The sequence below is a fragment of the Gilvibacter sp. CC01 genome (assembly GCF_055755295.1).
This window is the reverse complement of the sequence record NZ_CM146909.1, coordinates 1,901,708-1,928,195: the sequence shown is the minus strand read 5'-3', so window position 1 is coordinate 1,928,195 and position 26,488 is coordinate 1,901,708. Positions and strand designations below refer to the sequence as shown.

The window sequence follows — 26,488 nt, the reverse complement described above, 5'->3', positions numbered from 1 at the left end:
CATTGCAGAGGTGTTTTAAAGATTAACTAAAAACCTTTAGTTCATATTCTCGAAAACCTGAGCTTGGTCCACCGCCTTACGCGTGGTATAGTTGATCTTATAAGCTTCTACTTTACGCAGTTCTTGCTTAATATCACTAACCAGTCCCATATTGGTTTCACTGTCTACCTTGAGTGCTGTTGTCAAGAAAGGAATAAGTGCTTCGTTTTTCTTAGCACGCTCAGACTCAATATAGAGTTTGATATCCTTTACATCAGCAAACTTGTCTCCTAGCTGGATACGCGCCTCTTGTCCAAAAGTGGACTGATAACGCTCACTAGGCTTCCCGGCATAGATATAAATGATACGGTCTTTCTTATCAAGCTTCTCCAGTTGGTTTGCCGTTGGCAAGTTGTTCTGGATCTTAAGCGTGTTCTGACGCATCACTGTAGCCACCATAAAAAAGAACAGTAGCATAAATACAATATCCGGTAACGAGGCCGTTGAAATTGCCGGTAGATCGCCTCCTTTTTTCTTTTTGAATTTACTCATAGTCTTGTTGAGTTTAGGGTTAAACGTCTACTTTTTTGGTTCGGCTTCGGAAAGTTTTTGTGGAAACAACAACTTTACTTGTTCTATTTGCTCTTTCAGCTTTTCTTTATCGCCACGGAAGTTACTCCCGTCCTTAGCATCGCTCTCCATCTGAATGAAGCTCTTGCCAAAGAGACGTTGGGCCTCACGCTCACGAAGCGCGGTGTACGCGGCTACCAACTCATTCTGTACTGCGATATAAGCTTTATAGCTGGTAAAACGGTCATTTTGTAAGGAAATGATCGCCTTATCAGGGTTGTCCGATGATGTTGGATCCTTCTTACCACGGCAATAGTCACAGCCTTCTTCGCCTGAACCACCTCCGTTGTCCAAGAAGGCGATAGCCGCCTCCTTAAGGTTTTTAATATCCATGATCTCATCTTCAACCAGAAGCAAATCGTCTTTATTAATAAGAACAGTAAAAATGTTCTTTTGCTTAATAATCGGAGGGTCTTCAACGTCCTCAATAGGAGGCAATTTACGACTGATACCGCTGTCTACTTCGATCGTGGTCGTAACCAGGAAGAAGATCAAAAGTAGGAAGGCGATGTCCGCCATAGACCCTGCGTTTACTTCGGGTGCAGATCTTTTTGCCATACCTTATAATTATTTAGCAATTAATTTCTTGATTCCGCTAAAGAGCATTGAACCAATGGCTACAAAGGCCAGAATGTAAAAGGTTCTAAGACCAGCTCCTACCCAGCGTGAACCGCTAGCAGAAAGCACCTCACCGTCTTTCATTGGAGTCTCAACTCCTTCTGAAATTCCGTAAGAAATGGCTACAACCAAAATGAATGCTCCTATTGAAATCAGGGTCTTTTTAATATCCCCTGCAAAGATTCCTTTAACTACGTAGAATAGTACCAACACCAATACAATGGCGAGCACTACATATGCTACGAACATGAAAGGATCTACTACGCTGCCTTGTACGCCAGCGTCACTCTTAATAGCCTCGTCTCCTGTGGCAATCACGCGTCCTAATAGAATTAGGCCAACGACTCCCAGAGCTAAGGCTACGTATTTTAAAATTTTATGTAAACCCATAATTTAAATTGGTGTGATTATTACTTCTTGTTTTTGTAGTCAACTAACATATCGATAAGAGTGATAGATGCATCTTCCATGTTGTTCACGATGCTGTCGATCTTAGCGATGATGTAGTTGTAGAAGATCTGAAGGATAATCGCAACAATAAGACCAAATACTGTAGTCAAAAGTGCTACTTTAATACCTCCTGCTACCAATGATGGCTGCATATCTCCAGCTGCCTCGATCTTATCGAAGGCCTGAATCATACCAATTACTGTACCCATGAAACCAAGCATCGGTGCCAGTGCGATAAACAATGAAATCCAGGACACGTTCTTTTCTAGTTGTCCCATTTGAACTCCTCCGTAAGCTACTACAGCTTTCTCTGCAGCGTCAATGCTTTCGTCGGCGCGGTCAAGACCTTGATAGTAGATAGATGCTACAGGTCCTTTTGTGTTACGGCATACTTCTTTAGCAGCTTCAACACCACCGCTATTTAGCGCATCTTCAACGCTCTCTGCCAACTTCTGCGTGTTGGTAGTAGAAAGGTTAAGGTAAATGATACGCTCAATGGCAATAGCCAAACCAAGGATCAAACAAAGAAGTACGATCCCCATGAAACCAGGACCTCCCTCAATGAAACGCTTTTTAAGCTCTTGGTGAAAACCGGCGCTCTCAGCTTCGTCAGCTGCTCCGGCATCTGCATCTTGAATAATGTTAGATGTTACTGAGGTGATTACCTCGTGTACATTGTTGGCATTGTACGAGTTAGCTTGTGCACTAAAACTACCTACACATACCATGGCGGCAATTGCCAAAATAGAAAATAATTTTTTCATTGCTATCGACTTAAAAGTTTGTTTTTAGTTAAGGGTTTAAAGATAAAAAAATATTTATTCAAACAAAGACAAATAACATTGTAAAGCCCCTAAAAACTTGGTTTTTATTCAAAATTAACAGGCTTTTCTTAGCAGCTTCTCAGTGTTGGGTTCATTTCGCTTGAGAATTGGGATTTTTAGAAGCCTAGACAACTCCCCTGAGTATTAAGGTATTGGAATCAGTTCCAAGGCCCTCCGTCTTGGGTCACAGCAACAAAACTGGGTTTGCCTTGCTGCTGTGCATCTCGGTCAAACCTAAAGAGCCCTTTCCAGCCACCCAGCCAAAATCGTCCTTGGCTGTCCTCCAAAAAACAGATAATCCCTTGTGAGATCAAGCCGTCCTGCTCATTAAAGAGTTCAAAGGTCTCTCCATCGTAACGATAAACCCCTTGATGCTCCGCAGCAAACCACAGATCACCCCACGAGTCTTCATAAACTGCAGAGGTCTCCATGCCAGCAACTACGCCTTCTTTAGTAAAGTGTTTGAACCCTCCATTGGCATAGCGACTAATGCCTCCGTTCATGCTGCTTATCCAAATTCCGCCTTGCTTGTCTTGGTAAAAGCCCCCGGCCGAATTGTCTTGCAGGCCGTTGTCCTCCGTAAGGAATCTAAAGGCAGAGCCGTCATAAATAGTAATCCCTTGGCCGTCAAAAGCAAACCAAAAATTGCCTTCGCGGTCTTGAAATATATCGCCAACACCGTCTGCAGCCAATGATGGCTTGGGGTTGGCAATTTGAGGTTTCGGAACCTCAAAATTGTGAAATGTTCCGTCCTCTAAATAGACCAGTCCTTTACCCGTCCCGACCCAAAGTCGCTCCTGAGGGTCAATATACAAGCCGTAAACCCCGTTGTCCGGCAAACCATCTGCCGTGGTGTAATTCTTAAAAGCATTGTCTTTAAAAAGCGTCAGGCCGCCAGAAGTAGCTATCCAAACATCGCCTGCAGCATCGACCAAGATCTTATTGATCCTGTTATTACCCACACCATCATCCTCGTCAAAATATTGTAAAACTGCTCCATCGTGACGCGCCACTCCGTAATGGTTGGTACCCATCCAAACGCGGCCTTGCTTATCTACGGCCAAAGACCGTATCCAATGGGCCACTTGCCCTTCGTAAAAGATCTCGACAAAATCGTCCACAGGCACACCATAAGGACTTTGATTGAAAATGTTGGATTGGAAGGCCGCCTGCTTTACGGGCTTTTGTTGCTGCACCTCAGTCGTGCCAGCATTAGATTCTTGCTGGCCTTTGCAAGACGCGATCGATACCGAGATAACCAGAACGATATACAAGGCGATCCTCAATGTTTTCTTTTTCATCTATTTAAGAATTTTTATTTCTCCGAAAATCAAGCAAATAAAAATTATCTGCATAGATCAACCGCTTCCCTTTCGCACAAAAAATTTAATTATTACGGTGGGTATACTAGTAATTAAATTTGTTTGTGCTCATTTCATAGAATTAAAGGTACGTTTTTCTTGTAGATGTTGGCCGCGCCCCTGCCCTTTAGGTCAGGGTCGGGCTTTCGCTACTCGCTCTGCCCCTTGGCAGGAGCTCAGACAGGACGCTCTATCCCTCGCGTGGGAGATTCGCTTGCACAAAAAATTAGTCCAAACCCCCTGAAAATGTTATTTCAGGTTCATTCAAGCCTTCCATAATCTGATCAACCGCATACTCCCCCCGAAAAGCATAATAATTACCCTTTTGGTCAATCAACACAAAACTCCCACAGGGAAAGTGAATGGGGAAGAACAATTCTTGGATGATTTTCTGTTTGTCTTGAATCCAATTTAAATCTTTACCATAAGTCTTATTGGCTTCAGGCTCATTATAAACATAAAACAAATCGGTGTGGTCAATATTCTCGATAGTGGTGTTCAACCTTTTAAAACTGGACCTTATAGACGATCTATTCCCTGTTCTTAAACAGTCGTCCATACCTGGAGAATAAATAATGACCATAACCGCGCTTTCATTTATATCCTCTCCCAATCGGCTATACAAGTTTTCGCGTAACAGCTCGTGTGTCATTTTCTCCAAGCTGCCTTTTAAAGTTCGCTTAGCTTTTACATGAACTATTAAATCTTCCGTTTCATAATCCAAATAAAAATAGGATTCAGATTCTTCTTTGTCGTATTCTTCTTTAGAAATGGTCTCTTGCCATTCGTTGATATATACTTCTGTTTGCGCAACTAACCCAGCGGACGCTGTTAGTATTAATAGCAGGGAGAATTGCAACCTTTTTGGGAAAGCTATCATAAGTATTAAATATGCGGGGAGCTTTAGAATTTAGGGAAATTGTGGGAAATTGAAACTAGGATTAATTTGCTTCGCAAATGATCCCGGAAGGGAAAGCTGTTCATACGTAGAAAACAAAAGGACTTAGCAAGCCTCGCTCCGCGAGGTAACTGCTTACGCAGTTGGTATGTACTCACTCCAAAAAATGCTCAAGCAAGCTTGGACCTAGGATTGATTTGCTGCGCAAATCATCCCGGATGGGAGAGCTGTTCATAAGTAGAAAACAAAAGGACTTAGCAAGCCTCGCTAAACTCCTTCGTCGAGACTTCGGAGTTCGCTCCGCGAGGTAACTGCTTACGCAGTTGGTATGTACTCACTCCAAAAAATGCTCAAGCAAGCTTGGACCTAGGATTGATTTGCTGCGCAAATCATCCCGTAGGGAGAGCTGTTCATAAGTAGAAAACTGACAAGACTTGACAAGCCTCGCTTCGCGAGACAGATGCTACCGCAGCTTGTATGTACTCACTCCAAAAAATGCTCAAGCGAGCTTGGACATTTTTTGTCATTCGCACATACTGGCCTGCCGTAAAGTGTAAACCCGGACCGATGAGCTTGCTCAAGGATCCGGGTTTTCTACTTTATGGCAGAGAGGAAGGGATTCGAACCCTCGATACGCTTTTGGCGTATACACACTTTCCAGGCGTGCGCCTTCGACCACTCGGCCACCTCTCTAATTAGCGCTCAGTAAATAAATCTTACCGTGCTTTTGGGTGGGCAAAAATAATAAAGAATATCAGTATTAGCCTAATTATTAGGCCAGCAATTCGTCCATTTCGCCGCAGATCGGGCTCTCGAATCTAGATTTGAGTTCTTCTCTTGGTACGCAGGCTCCCAAAAGATACATCAGCTTAGCCAAAGCAGCCTCTGTAGTTATGTCTCCGCCAGAGATCACCCCTGCATTTCTGAGGCCTACAGAAGTTGCATATTGCCCCATGGCAACACTTCCGCCAGAACATTGCGTCACATTCACCACAGGAATCCCTCGAGCAATTAATTGCTTTATGCTATTGAGTAGCCAGGCGGCTGTCGGGGCGTTTCCAGCGCCAAAGGTTTCTATTATGACTCCCTTAAGACCAGCAGCAGCCGTCATGGCCTCAAACACCTCCGCAGTTAAACCCGGAAACAATTTTACCAATGCTATCTGATTCTCAAGAGCAGTGCAAACCTCTAAGATAGCACTACTATCATACGGCAATAAAGCAGCATCGTTGAACTCTAAATGCACCCCACTCTCTACCAGAGACGGATAGTTCAAAGAAGCGAAGGCTTCAAAATGCTCGGCATTGATCTTGGTAGATCTGTTGGCCCGCAAGAGCTTGTACTCAAAATAAAGGCCCACCTCGCATACCCTCGGGCGACCTTCCTTTTGGGCCGAGGCGATCTCTATAGAAGTGATCAAATTTTCTTTAGCGTCGGTTCGCAGATCTCCAACCGGCAATTGTGATCCGGTGAGTATAATTGGCTTATTCAGGCCTTGTAACATAAAGCTCAAAGCAGAACCCGTATAAGCCATAGTATCACTGCCGTGCAAAACCACAAAACCATCGTAATTGTTGTAATGCCCAGCTATGATCTGCACCAAGTTCAACCAATGCTCCGGATGCATATTGGAACTGTCTATGGGCTCGCTGGTGCTTACAGTTTCTATCTCACAAGAAAGCAACTGCAGTTCCGGAATGTGATCTAAGAGCGCATCAAAATCGAAATTAGACAATGCGCCAGATTCAAAATCCCGCATCATGCCGATGGTTCCTCCGGTGTAAATCAGTAATATTTTTGGTGCTGTGCTCACAGGATAAACTTACGAATTCTCAAAGAGCCTTTTGGCATTGGCCGTGGTTTGCGTTGCGATCTCTTGTTCACTCACCCCATAAATATCTGCCAACTTTGCACTTACCAAACGCAAATACGAACTCTCGTTGCGTTTACCTCGATGCGGCACTGGGGCCAAATAAGGAGCATCTGTTTCTAATACCAAATGCTTTAAAGGTATTTGAGCTAAGAACTTATCGATCTTGCCATTCTTAAAGGTAGCCACCCCACCTATTCCGAGTAACATTCCAAAACCAATGGCACGATGTGCCTGTTCTAGCGTCCCTGTAAAACAGTGGAAAATTCCTCGCAAACGGTCGTGCTTTTCTTCTTCCAGCACGGCAAATATCTCATCAAAAGATTCGCGACAGTGGATAACAATAGGCAAATCCAACTTTTTAGCCAATTGTATTTGAGCTTTGAAGGCCTCTACCTGAATGTCTAGAGTTGATTTATCCCAATAAAGATCTATCCCTATCTCCCCTACAGCGGTAAAGCTTCGCTTTTCAAATTGCTCGTATACATGCTTTAGCTCTTCTTGGTAATTCTCCTTAACCGAGGTGGGATGCAGCCCCATCATCAGGCGGATTTTTCCTGGAAATTCTGCCTCCAATTCATACATCCGTTGGGTGTACTCGCTGTCTATGGCAGGAATGTAGAATTCCGTGATACCAGCAGCTGTTGCGCGGGCTACCATAGCTGCACGATCATCGTCAAAATGCTCTACATAGAGGTGGGTATGAGTGTCTATAAATTGCATTGCCTGCAAAGCTAGTCCTTTTTATTGAGCTATCTTAGCTCAAAAGTTGAGATTTGAACAGCCTGAGAAGCCTATTGGAAGATGCAGATTTTACCCGCCTCTCTTTAAAGAAAACCCTGACTTTACATTACAAAGTACTCGCTAAGATCAACGGATGTTCCTGTTGGTTAATTGTAGATACAGGAGCTTCTACCTCTTGTATAAACTTAGACGAAGCCGAGAATTTAAAGATGCAGTTCTCTGAGAGTGAGATCAAGGCCACAGGTGCCGGTGCCTCAGATCTACAAACACAGATAAGTGAAGGGAACGAGCTCAAATTAGGAGCTTGGAAACGCACAAACATGGCTTTTATAGTGATGGACCTCTCTCATGTCAATGCCGGATTGGCACAGGCAGGAGAAGACCCGATTATTGGAATTCTCGGAGCTGATGTTTTAAAACAAGCCCGTGCCGTTATTGATTACGGCCGCAATTGTATGTATTTTAAAATGTAGCTAGAAATTTTTACATTGAAGAACTTGACAACCAATTAATTCCCCAAGGTGATGAAACGCCTAAGTTTAACCATCTTACTGCTGTGCTGCACAACGCTACATGCTCAAAATGCCTGGAATCCTTATATGCAGGCTTATGCTTCAGCCCAAACCGATCAAGAAAAACTTACTGCTTTAGACTCTATACTTGCGCTGAGCTACAGAAGAGACAATAAGGTCTTTATTGACCACAGTATAATCTATATCGACCTAGCGGAGAAACACAAGATTATGTCGGCATGGCTAAAAAGGCCATGAATATTTCTTATCCACTAAATGTGACCAACCGACCAGACGAAGCGGTAAGGATTATAAACCGTGTGTTACCCTACAAAGACCAAATAGACGACACCTTCTTGGTTGGAGGATTGTATCTAAAACGCGGAGGGGCTCATTTTAGGATCGATCAGAAAAAGGCAGTAGAAGATTACACCATGGCCATAGAGCACTATAGCGGCAAAGACTCCCTATATGTTGCCGATGCCTATTTGTTCCGAGGGCAAGCCAATACCAATCTTGGAAATTTCATAGATGCCTCTGCAGATTACGACACCGCTTCACGCTATTTTGAGAATCTGGGAGATTACCAATACATGCTCTTTGCTAAGCAGGGCAATATTACCATGTTTAGCATGCACGGCTTTTTAGAGACCGCTCAATTGGAAAGAGCAAAACTTATTGGGCAAATCAAGGAACTCGGGCTTTACGAACACTTGAGTTCAGAATACTACAACCAAGCAGTAGACGATCGCAAGATCGGAGACTTTGTGAGTGCCCAAAATCAACTCTTAGAAGCTGTCAAATATTTAGATAGCTCCCAGAATAAGTTCAGCAACTATTTTGCCGTGCACGGTTTGTTGGCTACCCAATATGCAGAAAGGAACCAAATGGAAAAAGCCGAATACCATTTGGGGTTATTAGAAGAGCTAAGAGATAAGAACGCTACGGACCTGATCACCGAATCGCACTACCACGCTACCAAAACGACTATACTCAAAAGAAAAGGCTTGCTCAAGGAGGCCTTGGAATTTGCTGAAATGAGACTGGCCGATGCCCAAACCTTGGGCAATCAAGAACAGATCGTCAATGCGCTGCGCGATATGTACGAGATAACTGCAGCCATGGGTGATACAAAACTCGGCCTAGAATATCACAAGCGCTACACAGCTAAAAAAGATTCGCTTTTTGACAGTCAGAAGACCAATTTACTACTCTATTACCAAGGCTTGTATGAATCCGAAAAAAAGGAACGCGAGATCCAAGCTCAAACGGCCAATATAGGCCTGTTGGAAAGAGACAATTTGGCCTTTAAGCGTTGGTTATTATTTACTGGAATTGCCGGAGTACTAGTAACCGGGATCGTGTATTTGGTCTTTATGCAAAGAGGCCTTAAAGAAAAGCAGGCACTACAGCAAAAATTTGCCCAAAAGCTATTGCTTTCGCAAGAACAGGAGCGCAAGAGAATCTCTAAAGACCTACACGATGGTTTGGGGCAACATCTGTTGCTTATAAAGAACAGTCTTACCATGTCCGGAGACGAGGAGAACAAAGAAAAGGTTAGAGAGGCTATAGACGAGGTAAGAGCCATATCTCAGGCCTTGCATCCGTTTCAATTGCAGGAACTGGGGCTCACCAGAGCCATTAAGAATATGGTGGTACAAATAGATCGAAACAGTGCTTTGTTTATTACTGCGGATATTGAGAATGTCGACTCCTTATTCAGTAAAGAAGAAGCCTTAAACATATATCGCATCATCCAAGAGAGTTTTAATAATGTATTGAAACACTCCGGAGCCGAGGCTACTAAGATCCAGATCAAAAAGCTGGGATCCGAAGTAAAGATCAGCATACAAGACAACGGCAAGGGTTTCAATGTACCCGAAAAGCTAAAAGACGTTAGATGTATTGGTCTTAAAACACTCAAAGAGCGCGTTAGATCGTTAAATGGTGTACTTAAAATTAACAGTCGGGCCGATCAAGGCACAGAACTAAACCTTACAATTCCAGTATAACTCATGAGCAAGTCGTTGAGAATATTCATTGCAGATGATCATCCTTTAATTCTTAAAGGACTGAGTGATTATTTAAAAGAACGCGACTACAATATTGTTGGTAGTGCCGGCGATGGACAATTGGCCTGCCAAATGATCTTGAACTGTGAGCCAGATGTGGCGATCTTAGACATTGAGATGCCCGGGATGACCGGTTTGGAAATTGCCAAGTCCTGCGAAAAGAACGGGCTCAAGACTAAGGTCGTTATAATAACCCTGCACAAGGAACCTGAACTATTTAGAAACGCCAAGAACCTCAATATTTTTGGTTATATACTCAAAGAGTTGGCCTTAGAAGAAATCGAGATCTGTCTTAGCAATATTGGAGAGGATCAGCCTTATTTCTCCCCGTCCATTACGCGTCTATTAGAACAGTCTCAAGATTGTACACTATTGGACGATCTCACACCGTCCGAAGTGAAGATACTCCGGCTTATCGCTCGCGATATGACCAATAAAGAGATTGCGCATCAGCTGTATATCTCTCCGCGAACGGTAGAAAAACACAGGTCTAATATGATCTCCAAACTCAATCTGGAACCCAAGACCAACAGCCTGCTCCTTTGGGCCAAAAAGCATCAGATCTTCTTAGAATAAAGCTGTGGGGAAAAACCCTCAAATATGCTGAATTGGGCAAAATACGTATTTATACGTATTGGCAAAGGGGCACATTTTGCCGATCTTTGAGATATCAAAAATTATTGCTTTGAAAATGCAGAAAACGAAAATAGAAGACAGCTTATCTTATAGACAATATAAAACCTTAATGGTGGTAATCTTATCGATCTCCTCCGTAGTACTACTCCTTAACATTCTAACGCTAATCAATTAGTCTTAGCCAACAAAAAACCCTCCGCTCGGAGGGTTTTTTTAATCCTAGTATTTTACTATTCTTAAAGAAGAGCTAGCCGCATCACCCAATATCCGGACAATGTATACTCCAGATTTAAATATGCTTAAATCAAGCCAATAGCTCATGGACTCGGGCTCCGCCTCAAAGATCTTTTGCCCCATTAAGTTGTATACTTCTATGGCGTTGATCACTTCTCCACTTGCTATCTTAGTAAGAGTAGTACTTGGGTTCGGTATGGCGGTTACTTTTATAACACTACCAGGTTCATCCACACTCAAACTGCTATCGCCAAAAACGATATTGTCAAAGTAAATGACATTCTCTGTACTTCGGGTTTGAAAATCTGGAAAGACGATCAGCTGATCAATTCCAGTGGACGACGGTTCATCAATGATTCCTGTAAAATCAAAGACAAGACGTTCCCATTGGTTAATCACCGAATTGGCGATCTTGATCTCGCCAGTCGAAGCTCCCTCTGTTGTGGCGAATTTAATACCCACATCACTTATCACAGTCTTGTAAACCATAATAGAGACAAAGGCATTCTCTGGACTTAAAGTAAAAGTTCCTATATCTGATCCGTGCATGGTTTCGCAACCTGCAAAAGGCGCCCCACTTACGCGAGCGGTAAACTTGGCAACGGTTTGAGAGGTGTTGATGCCTTCAATAAATGGGTTTACCACTATTTCTAAAGGAGGATTATCGTCGTTCTCAAAGACCGTCCAAGTCCAATCACCACCCACGCCAGTGGCAGGTTCAAAATCTATAGGGTTGATCTGTGCTATGCTAGCGACAGAAAATAATAAGGTGTAAAAAAGTGTAGTTAATTTCATGTTATTTAGTTCTACAGTCAATGTACGACTCTCCTACTGTGTAATACCACAATTTCATACATACAAACTGTACAAGAAAATCTGATCTCTTTTAACAATCTATGTAATTGATTATCAGTAATTAATATAAATTTCGAAAGAAGCTTTGTTGTGGCTTTGTATAGTTCAAAGCTGAGGTAGGACATAAAAAAAGGCCCATACTGGGCCTTTCAATTCTTTAAATAACTCTTAATTAGAGCTCTAAAGCTTTTTTAGGATTACCGTCCATGAGTAATTCGGTAGGGTTCTCCAATGCTTCTTTTACCGCAACCAAGAAACCAACAGATTCACGGCCGTCAATAATGCGGTGATCGTAAGATAAGGCCACATACATTATAGGACGGATCTCTACTTTTCCGTCTACAGCAACTGGGCGCTCTACTATATTGTGCATTCCTAAGATCCCGCTTTGTGGCGGGTTGATGATCGGTGTAGAAAGCATACTTCCAAAAACACCACCATTAGAAATGGTAAAGGTACCTCCAGTCATTTCGTCTACAGTGATCTCACCGTCGCGTGCACGAATAGCTAGACGCTTTACCTCAGCCTCAACACCTCTAAAACTCAAGTTCTCTGCATTTCTAATAACAGGAACCATTAGGCCTTTAGGGCCAGAAACCGCAATAGAGATATCTTTAAAGTCGTAAGTGATCTTGTAGTCGCCATCTATCATTGAATTCACATCCGGATACAATTCCAAAGCGCGTACAACGGCTAGGGTGAAAAACGACATAAACCCTAAACTCACTCCGTGCTTGGCTTTAAAAGTTTCCTTGTATTCTTTGCGCAAGGCGAAGATCGGAGACATATCCACTTCGTTAAAAGTGGTTAGCATAGCTGTCTCGTTCTTGGCAGAAACCAAACGTTCGGCCACACGTCTGCGAAGCATGGATAGCTTTTTGCGCTCGCTTCCTCGAGATCCTTGGCCTGGCGATCCCATAGACGGTTTCGCGTTGACAGCATCGTCTTTTGTTATGCGCCCGTCGCGACCAGTTCCTTTTACATCTTTGGCAGCTATACCTTTTTCATCGAGTATCTTTTTAGCCGCTGGGGATGGCGTTCCGGTAGCATAGGTTTTGCTTTCGCTAGCGGTTTCCTTTTTTGCCTCCTTCTCTTCTTGTTTTGGAGCCTCTTCTTTCTTAGCATCAGCATCCGAACTGCCAGCACCTTCTGGCTTATCAGCTTCGGTATCGATAAGGCAAACCACCTCACCCACCTGCACTGCGTCTCCTTCTTCTGCTTTCAGGGTAATGATTCCACTGGCTTCTGCCGGCAGTTCTAAAGTAGCTTTATCACTATCTACCTCTGCAATAGCCTGATCTTTCTCTACCCAATCTCCGGTTTCTACCAACCATTGAGCGATTTCTACTTCTGTGATCGATTCCCCCGGTGAGGGTACTTTCATTTCTAACATTCTGGTCGTTTTTTCCTTGTTAGTAATTTATGATTCTGGCGTTTCGAAAACCGATTCGATAACGCGTTTGTGTCTTGCTTTAGATCGGGTGCTGCTTCCTGCTGCAGGCGCACTGTAAACGTGACGCGATGCAACGCGGAGTTTTACCAAATCGAAATTCATAAGCATAAAGCCCCAGGCCCCCATATTTCTAGGCTCTTCTTGTGCCCAGACATAATCGGTGACATTGGGATAGCTGTCTATGATCTCTTTAAGTTCTTCAGTAGGTAATGGGAACAACTGCTCAAGTCTAACCAAAGCCACATCGTCTCTACCTTGTTCTTCGCGGTATTCGTCCAAGTCGTAATAGAATTTTCCGGTACAGAATACCAAAGATTTGATCTTCTTCTTATCGGCCTGCGGATCGTCTATCACGGTTTGGAAGCTACCTGTAACCAATTCCGCTTTAGTAGAGACTACTTTAGGATGACGCAACAGACTCTTCGGAGTGAAGACAATTAGTGGTTTTCTGAAGTTCCACTTCATATGACGTCTGAGCAGGTGGAAGAGGTTAGCCGGAGTAGTTACATCTGCAACGATCATATTCTGACGCGAACAAAGCTGCAGATAACGTTCCATACGAGCACTACTGTGTTCAGATCCTTGGCCTTCGTAACCGTGAGGCAACAACATCACCAAGCCGTTCTGAGTTTTCCACTTAGCCTCCGCAGCAGAGATGTACTGATCTAACATGATCTGGGCGCCATTAGAGAAATCTCCAAATTGAGCTTCCCAAATTGTAAGGGTTCGTGGCGCTGCCATGGCATAACCATAATCAAAACCAACAACTCCGTATTCAGACAGCAAGGAATTGTAGATATACATCTTCCCTTCCGTATCCAAATCGTTGTGCAAGTTGATCTCTTCCGCATCGTCCTCGGTCTTGATCACCGCGTGACGGTGCGAGAAAGTACCGCGCTCTACATCCTGTCCGCTAATGCGAACGTTGAAGCCTTCGTGCATGAGTGTCGCATAGGCCAAAAGTTCTCCCATGGCCCAATCCAGATTATCGCCTTCAAAGTATCGCGTTTTGCGATCTTCTACGATACGTTGGATCTTGCGCATGAATTTCTTGTCTCCTGGCAATTGAGAGATTCCCTTTGCCAAACTATCCAAGATCTCTTGGTTAAAACTAGTGTTTACCGGTCGCTTTATATCGTCTATATCTCCTAGGATATAATCTTCCCAGTCTTCTGCAAGGATCTCAGTGATCACTGTTTTCTCGCGTTTGCGTGAAGCCTCTAGATCTTCTTCGAGCTCGCTTTTATAGTCGCTTTCTAATTTTTTAACGTAATCCTGGTCTATCACACCTTCATTAATGAGGCGTTCGGCATAGATATCTCTAGGATTCTTGTGTTTGGAGATGGCCTTGTATAATTTAGGCTGAGTGAATCGCGGTTCATCACCTTCATTATGGCCGTACTTGCGATAACCCAAAACATCCAAGAACACATCGCGTCCAAACTGCATGCGATACTCCAGAGCAAAAGTAAAGGCATGTGCTACAGCTTCCACATCGTCTGCATTTACGTGTAGTACCGGAGAAAGGGTCACTTTCCCAACATCGGTACAATAGGTAGAAGAACGCGCATCCAAATAGTTGGTGGTAAACCCAACTTGGTTGTTAGCCACAATATGAATGGTTCCTCCGGTGCGGTAACCGTCTAGCTGAGCCATTTGAATAACTTCGTACACTACTCCCTGACCAGCGATTGCAGCATCTCCGTGGATAAGAATAGGCAAAATTGCCTTTTCATTTCCGTCCAATTGGTTGTCCAGCTTGGCACGAGCAATTCCTTCCACCACAGCATTCACCGTTTCTAGGTGCGAAGGGTTAGGCGCAAGATCCATGCGGATCTGCTTGCCTTGATCTGTGGAACGGAAACTGGTCCATCCCATATGGTATTTTACATCTCCGTCAAAGAGTTCTTCTTCGTCGTATTCCTTGCTGTCAAACTCACTAAAGATATCCTCTGGAGACTTGCCGAATATATTAGCCAATACGTTTAGGCGGCCGCGGTGTGCCATCCCAACGACAAATTGTTCTATTCCCATATCGGCACCACGCTCAATGAGCGTGTCCAATCCTGGGATCAAGGCGTCAACTCCTTCTACTGAGAATCGTTTCTGCCCCACGTATTTGGAATGCAAGAAAGATTCAAAGGAGATAGCCTCGTTTAATTTTTTAAGCAGATGTTTCTTTTCTTCTGCGGAGAATTTTGGGTGATTGTCGTTGTTGTTCAGCCAGTTCTGGATCCACTTTACCTCTTCAGGTTTGCGGATATACATATACTCCACCCCAATGGAATCGCAATAAATGGCCTCTAAATGGGCAATGATCTGACGCAAAGTGGTCTTGCCAAGTCCTAGAATAGAACCGGCTTCGAACTCTGTGTCTAGATCCTCTTCGGCTAGATCAAAATTAGACAGCTCCAAGGTTGGGCTGTATTTGCGACGTTCGCGCACAGGATTTGTACGTGTGAACAAGTGTCCACGGCCGCGATAACCATCTATCAGATTCACCACACGGAACTCTTTGATCAGTTCGCCCGGAACAGCTTCAATTCCCAGTGCTTCCAAAGAGCCACTTTCTATTCCAAAGTCAAAACCTTGGAAAAAGGCGCGCCAGCTGGGTTCTACACTGTCAGGAAATTGTAAATACTGATCGTAAAGCGATGCCAGATAAGAGGTGTGGACTGCGTTTAGAAAAGAGTATTTGTCCATAGTTTGGAGACTACATCAGAATTGCTTCTACAGAAGTACAAAAGTACAATAAATCCATTAATACAAAGGTATCTTCTGTCTGTGAATTAATTGTGATTTCTCATAAAATTAGACCGATCGTTTCATGAGCATGGCACCAAACTGTCTCAAGGCTTCCTTTTTGTCGTCAGCGAGTTTGACACGTTCCAGTTCGCTATTGGCCAATTCGGTATATCGCGCAATCTCTTCTTTGATAGCACTTGCCGCTCCCGTGGCTTCAAATAATGCTTTTACAGCTTCAACCTTTCCATAATCTTCCATATCGGTTAAGCTAAAGTAATGGGTCAGCTCTTTGTGTTGCTGCGGATTCGCACTAGCCATGGCCTGGATATATAAAAAGGTCTTTTTGTTGGACAGGATATCACCGCCTACTTGCTTGCCAAAGGTTTCCGGATCGCCAAAGGCGTCTAGATAATCATCTTGCAATTGGAACGCGATACCAAGGTTCTTTCCAAACTGATAGATGGATTCACAACAGGAATCAGAAGCTTTTGCAACCTGAGCCCCCATTTTCATGGCGGCACCCAAGAGCACAGCTGTTTTGAATTCGATCATTTTAATATACTCCTCTAAACGAACATCAGTACGGGTCTCAAAATCGATATCGTATTGTTGTCCTTCACAAACCTCTAAGGCCGTTTGGCTGAACAGTTTGGCCAATTCCCTAAATACTTCGGGAGGATAATTCTCAAAGTAGCGATAAGCCAGGATCAGCATTGCATCACCAGAAAGAATTCCTGTATTGAGATCCCACTTAGTGTGCACTGTAGCCTTGCCTCGGCGAAGTGGTGCCTGATCCATGATATCATCGTGGACCAAAGAGAAGTTGTGAAATACCTCTATGGCAACAGCGGCGTCCATGGCTTCTTCAAAAGGCCGACCAAAGAAATCACAGCTCACCAAAGTGAGCAATGGTCTCAGGCGTTTGCCACCTAAGGTCAAAATGTAACGAACCGGGTCGTATAGATTATCGGGTTGTCTGTCCTTAGCAACAGCTTCGAGGTGCTGCATAAATGCATTGCGGTAGTGATCCAAAGAAATCATTGAGCAAAAATAAATCAAATGTTGCACTGCGAGTACGGTCTTATCAAAAAATTGTGATTCAAGAGCTTCTGCTGCAGATTTTACCGATAAAGCAAATGTTAATAAATAATTAAAACCTAGGAAACTTTAAATGTTTTTAAAGTTTCCAACGTACTTTTGTCTCCGAAACATTAAACAGTTTCGTATTCGTAACAGTGAAAGAATCTATAGTTAACAAAGCTGCCGAACTCTTTTTGACCCTTGGCTTTAAAAGCGTAACCATGGACGATATTGCCAATGCGATGGGTATTTCTAAAAAAACCATCTATGTACATTTCTCCAACAAGACAGAATTGGTAGACGCAGTATCCTTTTTCTTGTTCGACAGTATCTGCGATGGCATTGACACCATTTGTGAGCAATCTGCTAATCCAATAGTGGAGCTTTACGACATAAAAATGTACGTAATGCATCATCTGAAGAACGAAAAAGCATCCCCGCAGTATCAGCTCAAGAAATATTATCCCCAAACCTACAGCCGCTTACATAAGGCACAGTTCAACAAGATGCACGAATCCGTGTCTGAGAGTTTGCAAAAAGGCGTCGATATGGGACTATTTAGGCCAAGTATCGACGTAGATCTAATTGCCCGAATGTACTTTAATGGCATGACAGGAATGAAAGACGAGGCAATCTTCCCTCCGGAGAAATACACCAAAGGCTATCTCATGGAAAGTTATTTGGAATATCACCTACGGGCCATTGTCACCGACCAAGGAATGGACATACTCAATCAATTTATAAACACCACCGAATAATGCGAAAATTATTGATCCTAGCCAGTATTGTGTTTGGATTCAGCCAGGCTACTGCTCAAGAAGAGCGAGCGTATGATTTTACGCTAGAAGAGGCCATAAGCTTTGCACTAGACAGCAATTACACCGCAATCAACGCCCGACGAGACATCGCGCGAGCTATTAAACAGAAGTGGGAGACCACAGCGACCGGATTGCCGCAGATCAGTGCCAATATCCAGTATCAGAACTTTATTAAACAGCCCGTATCACTATTGCCGGCGGCCGCTTTTGACAACACCAGCAGTGTGGTAAATACGGTAGAAGATTTCTTTGACATTACCCCCAACCGAGAACCCACGGTGCCAGAAGGCTTTATTCCAATTGTATTTGGAACCCAGCAACAAGCCACTGCAACGGCAACGCTTAATCAGTTGATCTTTGATGGGAGTTATCTCGTCGGATTACAAGCAGCGCGTGCCTTTTTAGATTTCTCCGAAAATGCCAACGAGAAGACCCAACTCGAAGTGCGTCGTGGAGTGATCAATGCTTACGGTTCGGTTTTGCTTGCAGACGAACTGGTGAGCATCTTCCGCAGCAATAAAGAAAAGTTAGAGAACAACCTTTACGAAGCTCAAAAGATCTTTGAAAATGGGCTTAATGAGCAAGAAGAGGTTGAACAATTAGAGATCACCTTATTGGAGATCGCCACCCAACTCTCTAATGCGGAACGCACTGCAAGCATTGCAAGACAAATGTTCAATGTAGCCTTAGGGATCGATGTGAATACTCCGGTAACACTTACAGAATCCTTAGATGATCTGGCAGACCAGAACATTCAACTCGGCGCATTGGAGACCAACCTGAATATGGAAGAGAACGTCGATTACAAGATAGCTTACAACTTGACCGAACAGCGCTCCTTAGAACTTAAATTAGAAAAGAGCCGTGCGCTACCACAATTAAGTGCCTTTGTAAACTACGGAACACAAGCCTTTAGTGACGAGTTCAGCTTTTTTGATTCCGATCAGCGTTGGTTCCAACAATCGCTTTTTGGAGTAAACATGAACATCCCGATCTTCTCTAGTGGAAATCGCGGAGCAAAAACCCAACAAGCGCGTATTGCCTTGGATCAAGCGGAGACCCAATTGAAAGAAACTGTTCAGAACATTCAACTGCAATTCGACACGGCCAAAAGCAATTACAAATTCAGTGTAGAGTCTTATGAGAATGCCAAGAAGAATCTAGATCTCGCCGAGCGCATAGAAAGGAAGAATCAGATCAAGTTTGACGAAGGGATCTCCTCTAGCTTTGATCTCAGACAAGCACAACTGCAATTATACAGTGCCCAGCAACAGTATTTCAATGCCATGCTCAATGTGATAAACAGCAAGGCGGAGCTGGACACTATCAGCAATTCGAACATCATAAATAACAACTAAAAAATACTCAGATGACCCAGAAACTAAAATTCCTAACAGTAATACTAAGCGCACTTTTGGTGGTCAGCTGTGGTGATGGAAATAAAAGCGAGGTCCCTGTAGCCGACCTCATAGAAGAAGGCGATCTTAGCAAGCTTCGCGAGCGCCGCGACGCGCTAAATGAAGATCAAAAATCCCTGACTACGCAGATACAAAGTCTCGATGCTGCTATTCAAAAATTGGAGCCAGACCAAGGAGCTTTGATCTCTGTTCAAACTGTAAAAGACACTTTGTTCAAGCATTATATAGAGATTCAAGGCGATGTAAAGACCAACGAGAATGTCATCGTATATCCGGAATATCAAGGAACCCTGACTCGTGTTTATGTCAAAGAAGGACAACGCGTTCGCAAAGGGCAGATCTTAGGCAAGATCGACGATGGAGGACTATCTAGTCAACTCAGCCAATTAGAGGTACAAGCGCAACTAGCCAAAACAACCTTTGAGCGCCAGCAGCGTTTGTGGGACCAAAAGATAGGTTCCGAGATCCAATACTTGCAGGCCAAGACCAATTACGAGTCCAGCCAAAATGCAGTGAACCAGCTCAAGCAACAATTGGCTAAGACCAACGTAACAGCTCCTTTTTCCGGAATAGTGGACGAGGTGATCACCGATCAAGGAACTGTAGTAGCGCCGGGACAAGGTTTGTTCCGTGTGGTGAATTTGGGCGATATGTACATTGAGGCACAGATCCCGGAGCGTTATTTGACCACAGTGACCACTGGCAAAGAAGTAGAGATCTTCTTCCCTGTTTTGGGCAAGACGGTGACCTCTACCGTAGCACAGACCGGAAACTACATCAATCCAGACAACCGCACCTTTAGAATTGAGGTGAATGTGCCTAAGGATGCTGAGGTAAAACCCAACCTCAACGCCCGTCTAAAGATCAATGATTACACCGCAGAAGACGCTATTTTGATACCGCTTAACGTGATCTCAGAAGATGCTAACGGCGATCAGTATGTCTACACCATGCAACCCAAAGAGGACGGAACCGGTAACATTGCTGTTCGCAAGAATATAGAGACCGGACTTGCGCAAGGCGATGTAGTGGAGATCACAAACGGTTTGGCCGTAGACGACGCTTTGGTCATCGAAGGGGCTCGTACCGTGCAGAACAACCAGAAAGTAAGAACACTAGAAAATCAATAAGATGGGGGCCAAAAAGAAAAAACAAGTCGACAAGGAGTTTAAACTCTCCAGTTGGGCCATAGATAACCCAACCATCATCTATGTGATGATTGGTATTTTCCTCGTCTTAGGAGGAATGGCCTACAACAGCATGCCTCGAGAGAACTTTCCGGAGGTGAACGAAACTAAGATCTATATCTCTGTGCCTTATCCGGGGAATACCGCAGAAGATATTGAGCGCCTTATCATTGATCCGCTAGAAGACAAGATCAAGAACATTTCTGGAGTGGTAGAATACCTCTCTACTTCTCAAGAGGACTACGGGATCATAACTGTGGAATTTGAAGAGGATATTGAGGTTGAGCTCGCCAAGCAAAAAGTCAAGGACGAGGTAGACAGCGAGGTAGCCAATGAAGACTGGCCAACCTTTAACGGCGCCAAGGTAGAACCCAATGTCTTTGACCTGAGTTTATCCGAAGAGATGCCGATCTTGAACGTAAACCTCAAAGGAAATTACACTGTAGAGAAGCTCAAGGAATATGCAGAATACCTACAGGATGAGATAGAGGATATCAAGCAGATCAAAGCAGCAGATATCCGTGGAGCTCAAGACAAAGAAGTAGAAGTTGGCGTGGACATCTACAAAATGATGGCTGCCAAAGTGAGTTTTGACGACGTGATCAACTCCATCAGAAATGGTAATATGACCATGTCTGCAGGAAATATGGTTACCAGTGGACAACGACGCACCATTCGTATACTTGGTGAAATAGATGACCCGGGGCAGCTGCGCAATTTTGTCGTAAAATCAGAAGGCGGAAATCCCGTTTACTTGAGCGACATTGCCGATGTTCGTTTTAAGGAAGAAGACAAGACCACTTATGCCAGAGATTTTGGTGAGAACGTGGTTATGTTAGATGTGAAAAAGCGTTCTGGTAAAAATATGATCGCTGCTGTAGAGCAGGTCGATGCCATTCTGGAGCGTGTTGAGAAAGGGGAAACCATTATCCCTCAAGACGTAACCATCTCCAAGTCTAATGACCAATCTGAAAAAACGGTAAATCAAGTTAGTGACCTGGTGAACAACATCATCTTCGGTATCATTCTCGTGGTTGGTGTACTGATGTTCTTCTTAGGATTTAGGAACGCGCTTTTCGTTGGATTCGCTATCCCAATGTCGATGTTCATGTCCTTTATGATCTTGTCGGCCCTAGGCTATACCATGAATACCATGATCCTCTTTGCCCTTATTATGGGCTTGGGAATGCTGGTTGACAACGGTATTGTAGTTGTTGAGAACGTATACCGACTGATGGACGAAGAAGGCATGTCCAGAATTCAAGCAGCCAAGAAAGGTATTGGAGAGATCGCTTTCCCGATCATTATTTCTACCGCTACAACAGTGGCAGCTTTTGTTCCGCTAGGAACTTGGCCCGGGATCATGGGAGAATTCATGATCTACTTCCCGATTACGCTTTCTGTGGTTTTAGGATCGTCCTTATTCGTGGCAATTTTCATCAACTCCATGTTGGTGTCTAAGTTCATGGAAGTTGGCGAGCGTCAGCTGAGCCGCAAACAACTGATCCGTTTGAGCGCCATTATGGTTCCGCTTGGACTGTTGATCTATTTTACAGCGCCTCCTATCAAAGGATTTGGAACCCTTATGATCTTTACAGCAGCTATGTTCTGGGTGTATAGATATGTGCTTAAAGGAGCAGCAAATAGTTTTCAGCGTACCTTCTTAAAATGGTTAGAGCGTAAGTACCAGAATTTCCTAGCTTGGGCACTTCGCGGCAGAAAACCTGTGGTGTTCATTGTGGGGATCTTTGCTTTGCTGATCGTTACTTTTATGGGCTTCGGAGCCTCTATTGGTAGCGGCCGTACTGCGGTAGAATTCTTCCCAGACAACACGCCTAACCAGATCATAGTCTATATCGAATACCCTGAAGGTACCGACATTGACAAGACCAATGCCATTACCAAAGACATTGAAAAAGTGGTCTACCAAACGGTTAATGCCAGCGAATACCAAGACGGCGATTACAACTTCCTGGTTGAATCTGCGGTTTCACAAGTTGGAGAAGGCGCTGGTAATCCAAATACCGATGGAGGTAGTAGCGCCGAGATGCCACACCGCGGTAAGATCACGGCGACCATGCGTGAGTATAAGTTCCGTCGCGATAAAGACTCCGAAGCATTACGTAAAAAAGTACAAGAGGCACTTAAAGGACGTTATCCTGGAGTTTCCATTTCGGTGGAGAAAGATGCTGTAGGGCCACCTGCTGGTTACCCGATCAACATCGAACTAGAAGGAAATGACTATGAAGAGCTTATTGCAGCTGCAGAAAAACTGCGCACCTATATCAATACCAAAAACATTGCTGGTATAGACGAGCTAAAGATCGATGTGAACAAAGGTAAGCCTTCTATGCAAGTAGCGGTAGACCGTGAAAAAGCAGGAGAACTAGGTGTTGCCGTAGGCTTGGTCGGAAACCAGCTCAGACGTTCGCTCTTTGGAGAGAAGGCAGGTGTATACAAGAAAGATGGGGAAGATTATGACATCTATGTGCGTTTTGACAAGAACGATCGCTACAATACCTCTGCGCTGTTTGATCAAAACATCACTTTTAGAGATCAAAGCACTGGCCGAATCAAGGAGATCCCGGTTTCTGCTGTTGCCCAGCAACGCAATACCTCTTCCTTTAGCGCTATTAAGCACAAGGATTCTAAACGTGTAGTGACTGTATACTCTGCCCTAGCGCCAGGCTTTGTCGATGCAGGAGCAGTGGTAGGTGAGATCCAAACGCAGAGCGCGAGCTTCTTAGAGGCAGAGATTCCTAAGAACATCAAGATCGACTTTACCGGTCAGCTAGAAGAACAAGCAAAACAACAAGCTTTCTTGAATTTTGCCTTTTTGGCAGGATTGGGACTGATCATGTTGTTGTTGATCTTCCAGTTTAGCTCTATCTCTAAACCGACGATCATCATGATCGCTATCTTTTTGAGTTTTATAGGTGTATTTGGTGGTATCTTAATTACCGGAGCCTCCTTTGTTATCATGATGACCATGATGGGAATCATCTCCCTAGCGGGAATTGTAGTGAACAACGGGGTGGTACTCTTGGACTACACCCAACTCTTGATAGATCGTAAAATGGTGGAAAAAGACCTAGAGGATCATGAAATGTTGTCTAAGCAAGAAGTACAAGAGCTGATAGTTCAAGGAGGCCGCGCGCGTTTGCGTCCGGTGATTTTAACGGCTATCACAACGGTACTAGGACTTATTCCTTTGGCCATTGGGGTGAACATTGATTTCTTTAACCTCTTTGCCAATTTCGATGCGAACTTCTACTTAGGAGGTGATAATGTGATCTTCTGGGGACCTTTGGCTTGGGCTGTTATTTATGGCCTTATCATTGCGACCTTCTTGACCTTGATCATTGTACCACTGCTTTTCTATATAGTGTACCGCATCAAAACAAGACTTGCCAATTGGAGAAGTGGAAGAAAATCTGAAGCCGAATCCGTAGCTGTAGACCCTGCAGCATAAGGAGTTCTCCCAATAACTTTTATAAAGCCGAACAGCAGAAGTGTTGTTCGGCTTTTTTGTTGCCTTAAGCCGCTAGATTGTGGCTAATCTTCTTAACTTTGCAGCGCAAAATTTTAAGCAATGTACAGATCACACAGATGCGGCGACTTGCGCGCGCAACACATTGGAGAAGAAGTTGTTTTGGCCGGATGGATCCAAAAGATCAGAGACAAGGGATTCATGGTTTGGGCAGATTTACGTGACCGCTACGGAATCACGCAGCTCATCTTTGATCAGGAGCGAAGTTCGGCAGCACTAATGGAAAGCTCCAGAACCTTGGGCCGCGAGTTTGTGGTACAGATCAAAGGAACAGTGATCGAAAGAGAAAGCAAGAACCCAGACATGCCTACTGGCGACATCGAGATCTTGGTAGCGGAAATGACCATCTTGAACACGGCTAAAACGCCTCCATTCACCATAGAGGACGAGACCGATGGCGGTGAAGATCTGCGCATGAAGTATCGCTACTTAGACATCCGCAGAAATCCTGTAAAAAATAATTTGGTATTTCGCCACAAGGTGACCAATGCGGTTCGCACTTATCTTTCTGCACAAGATTTTGTTGAGGTAGAAACTCCTTACCTCATTAAATCGACTCCAGAAGGTGCTCGTGACTTTGTAGTGCCTAGTCGTATGAACGAAGGGCAATTCTACGCCTTACCACAATCTCCGCAGACCTTTAAGCAATTGCTTATGGTAGGTGGATTAGACAAATATTTCCAGATCGTGAAGTGTTTTAGAGATGAGGACCTGCGCGCAGACCGCCAACCGGAGTTCACTCAAATTGACTGTGAAATGTCTTTTGTAACCCAAGAGGACATTCTAAATACCTTCGAAGGCTTGACCCGTCATCTGCTGAAAGAGATCAATGGAGTTACTGTAGGCGATTTTCCACGTATGACCTTTGACGAGGCCATGAAACGCTACGGAAACGACAAGCCAGACATTCGCTTCGGAATGGAATTCGGCGAGCTCAACGATATTGCCCAACACAAGGATTTTAACGTATTCAACACCGCAGAATTGGTAGTAGGTATTGCCGTTCCGGGGGCGAATACATTTACTAGAAAGGAGATCGACAAATTGATCGATTGGGTAAAGCGTCCACAAATTGGCGCTAAAGGAATGGTCTATGTGCGCTGTAACGAAGACGGTAGCTTCAAATCGTCTGTAGATAAGTTCTACGATCAAGACGACTTGGCGGCATGGGCAGCACGAACAGGAGCCCAGGCCGGAGACCTGATCTGCGTGCTTTCTGGAGACATCAATACCACAAGAGCACAAATGAGTGCCTTGCGTATGGAGTTGGCAGAGCGCCTTGGATTGCGCAAAGCCGACGAATTTGCGCCACTTTGGGTGGTAGACTTCCCGCTTTTGGAATGGGATGAGGACACCGAGCGCTACCACGCCATGCACCACCCTTTTACCTCGCCTAAACCAGAGCAGATAGAACTGCTTAAAACAGATCCGGGTGCGGTAAAAGCCAATGCCTATGACTTAGTGCTGAACGGAAACGAGATCGGTGGAGGTTCTATCAGAATCCACGACAAAGCAACTCAGGCCATGATGTTCGATTACCTCGGATTCACTCCAGAGGAGGCCAAGGCTCAATTCGGGTTTTTAATGAATGCCTTTGAATACGGTGCGCCCCCACACGGAGGTATCGCTTTTGGACTGGACCGTTTGGTTTCTATTTTAGGTGGACAAGAGACCATTCGTGATTTCATTGCTTTCCCGAAGAACAACTCTGGCCGCGATGTAATGATCGATGCTCCTGCACCTATAGACCAAGAGCAACTGGACGAGCTTTGTCTTGCCCTAAACTTGCCGGAATAAGCAAAGAAGATGGTGCTTTTTCAGCGCATACTCTTATTGACTGTAGTGGCGACCATTGCCACCGGCTTCTACTTTAAAACAGACGATCCTAGTTTTGGTGATCTTCTGATTGGCTGCGGATTAGTGGTGGGCTTCTTTGTGCTTATGCCGCTTTTTATTTATTCTCGCTACAACGGAAGAGATCTATCGCGCTATATGCTCAGCGAAGAAAATATAAAACGGATGCGTCGTTATCAACACGGAGACGAGGAAGAGTAATCAATTCAAGTTTCGCTTTTCTATAAAGAATTGCTTCATCAAGCTAGCGGCCTCTTCTTCTAAGATACCTCCAGTGATTTTAGTCTTGGGATGCAACTTAGTATTTAGGTTGATACAACCTCGCTCCATATCGCGAGCCCCATAAACAATTCGGGAGATCTGACTCCAATACAATGCCCCAGCACACATTTGACAGGGTTCTAAGGTTACATAAAGCGTGCAATCGTGTAGATATTTGCCTCCGAGATAATTGGCGGCGGCTGTGATGGCCTGCATCTCTGCATGTGCAGTTACATCGGTAAGCGTTTCGGTAAGGTTGTGTGCTCTGGCAATAATTGTACCTCCAGCGACCACTACTGCACCCACGGGAATTTCTCCCTGACGGTATGCCTCTTGTGCCTCCTGTAAGGCCTTCTTCATAAAATATGTATCGTCAAAAGGTGCTGGCATGAGAGCAAAAATACGATTTCACCGCAATTCCGAGCAGCAGCTCTGGGAG

Annotated in this window: 23 protein-coding genes and 1 tRNA gene; 10 read left to right on the top strand and 14 right to left on the bottom strand. The window is 44.3% G+C overall.

The features are described 5' to 3' along the window. Positions 1-36: 36 nt before the first annotated feature. The 9 genes from AC0J2F_RS09125 to AC0J2F_RS09085 form a co-directional block, all read right to left on the bottom strand. The gene (locus AC0J2F_RS09125; RefSeq protein WP_087523519.1) at positions 37-531 is read right to left on the bottom strand and encodes an ExbD/TolR family protein; all 495 of its coding nucleotides are present in this window, start codon (positions 529-531) and stop codon (positions 37-39) included. Between the two features lie 27 nt (positions 532-558). Continuing rightward, entirely contained in the window at positions 559-1,167 is a 609-nt protein-coding gene (locus AC0J2F_RS09120; RefSeq protein WP_473007386.1) for an ExbD/TolR family protein, read from the bottom strand. A gap of 9 nt (positions 1,168-1,176) precedes the next feature. Further along, entirely contained in the window at positions 1,177-1,617 is a 441-nt protein-coding gene (locus AC0J2F_RS09115) for a hypothetical protein (RefSeq protein WP_087523523.1), read from the bottom strand. A gap of 20 nt (positions 1,618-1,637) precedes the next feature. Beyond that, positions 1,638-2,441: a MotA/TolQ/ExbB proton channel family protein gene (locus AC0J2F_RS09110; RefSeq protein ID WP_473007385.1), complete on the bottom strand. Its 804-nt coding sequence runs from the start codon at positions 2,439-2,441 to the stop codon at positions 1,638-1,640. A gap of 218 nt (positions 2,442-2,659) precedes the next feature. Beyond that, a complete protein-coding gene (locus tag AC0J2F_RS09105; protein ID WP_473007384.1) occupies positions 2,660-3,802 on the bottom strand; it encodes a ligand-binding sensor domain-containing protein in 1,143 nt (380 codons plus the stop codon). Positions 3,803-4,088: 286 nt separating this feature from the next. Then, positions 4,089-4,742 carry a hypothetical protein gene (locus AC0J2F_RS09100; RefSeq protein WP_473007383.1) on the bottom strand — a complete coding sequence of 218 codons (654 nt, stop codon included), beginning with the start codon at positions 4,740-4,742 and terminating at the stop codon, positions 4,089-4,091. Between the two features lie 620 nt (positions 4,743-5,362). Beyond that, a tRNA-Ser gene (locus AC0J2F_RS09095) sits at positions 5,363-5,453 on the bottom strand. A gap of 79 nt (positions 5,454-5,532) precedes the next feature. Next, positions 5,533-6,573, bottom strand: coding sequence for an asparaginase (locus AC0J2F_RS09090; protein WP_473007382.1), 1,041 nt, complete (start codon positions 6,571-6,573; stop codon positions 5,533-5,535). Between the two features lie 9 nt (positions 6,574-6,582). After that, complete coding sequence (locus tag AC0J2F_RS09085) at positions 6,583-7,353, bottom strand: TatD family hydrolase (protein ID WP_473007381.1); 771 nt, start codon at positions 7,351-7,353, stop codon at positions 6,583-6,585. 53 nt (positions 7,354-7,406) lie between these two features. On the opposite strand from AC0J2F_RS09085, the gene AC0J2F_RS09080 reads away from it, so the two are divergent. From AC0J2F_RS09080 to AC0J2F_RS09065, 4 genes are read left to right on the top strand one after another with little or no spacing between them, the layout of a single operon-like run. Beyond that, a complete protein-coding gene (locus AC0J2F_RS09080) occupies positions 7,407-7,847 on the top strand; it encodes a retropepsin-like aspartic protease family protein (protein WP_473007380.1) in 441 nt (146 codons plus the stop codon). A gap of 51 nt (positions 7,848-7,898) precedes the next feature. Continuing rightward, entirely contained in the window at positions 7,899-8,144 is a 246-nt protein-coding gene (locus AC0J2F_RS09075) for a hypothetical protein (protein WP_473007379.1), read from the top strand. Then, a complete protein-coding gene (locus AC0J2F_RS09070; RefSeq protein WP_473007378.1) occupies positions 8,126-9,898 on the top strand; it encodes a sensor histidine kinase in 1,773 nt (590 codons plus the stop codon). Before AC0J2F_RS09075 ends, AC0J2F_RS09070 begins: the two co-directional genes overlap by 19 nt. Before the next feature lie 3 nt (positions 9,899-9,901). Further along, positions 9,902-10,534 carry a response regulator transcription factor gene (locus AC0J2F_RS09065; protein ID WP_473007377.1) on the top strand — a complete coding sequence of 211 codons (633 nt, stop codon included), beginning with the start codon at positions 9,902-9,904 and terminating at the stop codon, positions 10,532-10,534. Positions 10,535-10,813: 279 nt separating this feature from the next. Here the strand turns inward: AC0J2F_RS09065 and AC0J2F_RS09060 are convergent, their stop codons facing one another. The 4 genes from AC0J2F_RS09060 to AC0J2F_RS09045 form a co-directional block, all read right to left on the bottom strand. Continuing rightward, a complete protein-coding gene (locus AC0J2F_RS09060; protein ID WP_473007375.1) occupies positions 10,814-11,623 on the bottom strand; it encodes a T9SS type A sorting domain-containing protein in 810 nt (269 codons plus the stop codon). A 232-nt stretch (positions 11,624-11,855) separates the two neighbouring features. After that, positions 11,856-13,076, bottom strand: coding sequence for a 2-oxoglutarate dehydrogenase complex dihydrolipoyllysine-residue succinyltransferase (odhB, locus tag AC0J2F_RS09055; protein ID WP_473007374.1), 1,221 nt, complete (start codon positions 13,074-13,076; stop codon positions 11,856-11,858). A 27-nt stretch (positions 13,077-13,103) separates the two neighbouring features. Further along, positions 13,104-15,839 (bottom strand): 2-oxoglutarate dehydrogenase E1 component, encoded by a 2,736-nt coding sequence (locus AC0J2F_RS09050; RefSeq protein ID WP_473007372.1) that lies wholly within the window; start codon positions 15,837-15,839, stop codon positions 13,104-13,106. A 108-nt stretch (positions 15,840-15,947) separates the two neighbouring features. After that, a complete protein-coding gene (locus tag AC0J2F_RS09045; RefSeq protein WP_473007371.1) occupies positions 15,948-16,922 on the bottom strand; it encodes a polyprenyl synthetase family protein in 975 nt (324 codons plus the stop codon). A 194-nt stretch (positions 16,923-17,116) separates the two neighbouring features. Between AC0J2F_RS09045 and AC0J2F_RS09040 the strand changes: the two genes are divergently transcribed. The 6 genes from AC0J2F_RS09040 to AC0J2F_RS09015 all read left to right on the top strand — a co-directional run bounded on the left by AC0J2F_RS09040 (position 17,117) and on the right by AC0J2F_RS09015 (position 25,989). Further along, positions 17,117-17,719, top strand: a complete 603-nt coding sequence (locus tag AC0J2F_RS09040; RefSeq protein ID WP_473007370.1) for a TetR/AcrR family transcriptional regulator — start codon at positions 17,117-17,119, stop codon at positions 17,717-17,719. Further along, positions 17,719-19,137 carry a TolC family protein gene (locus AC0J2F_RS09035; protein WP_374957274.1) on the top strand — a complete coding sequence of 473 codons (1,419 nt, stop codon included), beginning with the start codon at positions 17,719-17,721 and terminating at the stop codon, positions 19,135-19,137. The genes AC0J2F_RS09040 and AC0J2F_RS09035 overlap by 1 nt, the downstream gene beginning before the upstream one ends. Positions 19,138-19,148: 11 nt before the next feature. Next, entirely contained in the window at positions 19,149-20,327 is a 1,179-nt protein-coding gene (locus tag AC0J2F_RS09030; RefSeq protein WP_473007369.1) for an efflux RND transporter periplasmic adaptor subunit, read from the top strand. A 1-nt stretch (position 20,328) separates the two neighbouring features. Beyond that, the gene (locus AC0J2F_RS09025) at positions 20,329-23,856 is read left to right on the top strand and encodes an efflux RND transporter permease subunit (protein ID WP_473007368.1); all 3,528 of its coding nucleotides are present in this window, start codon (positions 20,329-20,331) and stop codon (positions 23,854-23,856) included. 120 nt (positions 23,857-23,976) lie between these two features. Continuing rightward, positions 23,977-25,731 carry an aspartate--tRNA ligase gene (gene aspS / locus AC0J2F_RS09020; protein WP_473007367.1) on the top strand — a complete coding sequence of 585 codons (1,755 nt, stop codon included), beginning with the start codon at positions 23,977-23,979 and terminating at the stop codon, positions 25,729-25,731. Positions 25,732-25,740: 9 nt separating this feature from the next. Further along, positions 25,741-25,989 (top strand): hypothetical protein, encoded by a 249-nt coding sequence (locus tag AC0J2F_RS09015; RefSeq protein WP_473007366.1) that lies wholly within the window; start codon positions 25,741-25,743, stop codon positions 25,987-25,989. On the opposite strand, the gene AC0J2F_RS09010 is transcribed toward AC0J2F_RS09015, so the two are convergent. Beyond that, positions 25,990-26,439 (bottom strand): nucleoside deaminase, encoded by a 450-nt coding sequence (locus tag AC0J2F_RS09010; RefSeq protein WP_473007365.1) that lies wholly within the window; start codon positions 26,437-26,439, stop codon positions 25,990-25,992. Positions 26,440-26,488: the final 49 nt, after the last annotated feature.

Coding starts and splice junctions, on each gene's coding strand:
- AC0J2F_RS09045 (WP_473007371.1), bottom strand. CDS start 16,922: ATGATTTCTTTGGATCACTACCGCAATGCATTTATGCAGCACCTCGAA.
- aspS (WP_473007367.1), top strand. CDS start 23,977: ATGTACAGATCACACAGATGCGGCGACTTGCGCGCGCAACACATTGGA.
- AC0J2F_RS09015 (WP_473007366.1), top strand. CDS start 25,741: ATGGTGCTTTTTCAGCGCATACTCTTATTGACTGTAGTGGCGACCATT.
- AC0J2F_RS09050 (WP_473007372.1), bottom strand. CDS start 15,839: ATGGACAAATACTCTTTTCTAAACGCAGTCCACACCTCTTATCTGGCA.
- AC0J2F_RS09120 (WP_473007386.1), bottom strand. CDS start 1,167: ATGGCAAAAAGATCTGCACCCGAAGTAAACGCAGGGTCTATGGCGGAC.
- AC0J2F_RS09060 (WP_473007375.1), bottom strand. CDS start 11,623: ATGAAATTAACTACACTTTTTTACACCTTATTATTTTCTGTCGCTAGC.
- AC0J2F_RS09125 (WP_087523519.1), bottom strand. CDS start 531: ATGAGTAAATTCAAAAAGAAAAAAGGAGGCGATCTACCGGCAATTTCA.
- AC0J2F_RS09030 (WP_473007369.1), top strand. CDS start 19,149: ATGACCCAGAAACTAAAATTCCTAACAGTAATACTAAGCGCACTTTTG.
- AC0J2F_RS09105 (WP_473007384.1), bottom strand. CDS start 3,802: ATGAAAAAGAAAACATTGAGGATCGCCTTGTATATCGTTCTGGTTATC.
- AC0J2F_RS09115 (WP_087523523.1), bottom strand. CDS start 1,617: ATGGGTTTACATAAAATTTTAAAATACGTAGCCTTAGCTCTGGGAGTC.
- AC0J2F_RS09065 (WP_473007377.1), top strand. CDS start 9,902: ATGAGCAAGTCGTTGAGAATATTCATTGCAGATGATCATCCTTTAATT.
- AC0J2F_RS09010 (WP_473007365.1), bottom strand. CDS start 26,439: ATGCCAGCACCTTTTGACGATACATATTTTATGAAGAAGGCCTTACAG.
- AC0J2F_RS09085 (WP_473007381.1), bottom strand. CDS start 7,353: ATGCAATTTATAGACACTCATACCCACCTCTATGTAGAGCATTTTGAC.
- odhB (WP_473007374.1), bottom strand. CDS start 13,076: ATGTTAGAAATGAAAGTACCCTCACCGGGGGAATCGATCACAGAAGTA.
- AC0J2F_RS09070 (WP_473007378.1), top strand. CDS start 8,126: ATGGCTAAAAAGGCCATGAATATTTCTTATCCACTAAATGTGACCAAC.
- AC0J2F_RS09110 (WP_473007385.1), bottom strand. CDS start 2,441: ATGAAAAAATTATTTTCTATTTTGGCAATTGCCGCCATGGTATGTGTA.
- AC0J2F_RS09075 (WP_473007379.1), top strand. CDS start 7,899: ATGAAACGCCTAAGTTTAACCATCTTACTGCTGTGCTGCACAACGCTA.
- AC0J2F_RS09100 (WP_473007383.1), bottom strand. CDS start 4,742: ATGATAGCTTTCCCAAAAAGGTTGCAATTCTCCCTGCTATTAATACTA.
- AC0J2F_RS09025 (WP_473007368.1), top strand. CDS start 20,329: ATGGGGGCCAAAAAGAAAAAACAAGTCGACAAGGAGTTTAAACTCTCC.
- AC0J2F_RS09035 (WP_374957274.1), top strand. CDS start 17,719: ATGCGAAAATTATTGATCCTAGCCAGTATTGTGTTTGGATTCAGCCAG.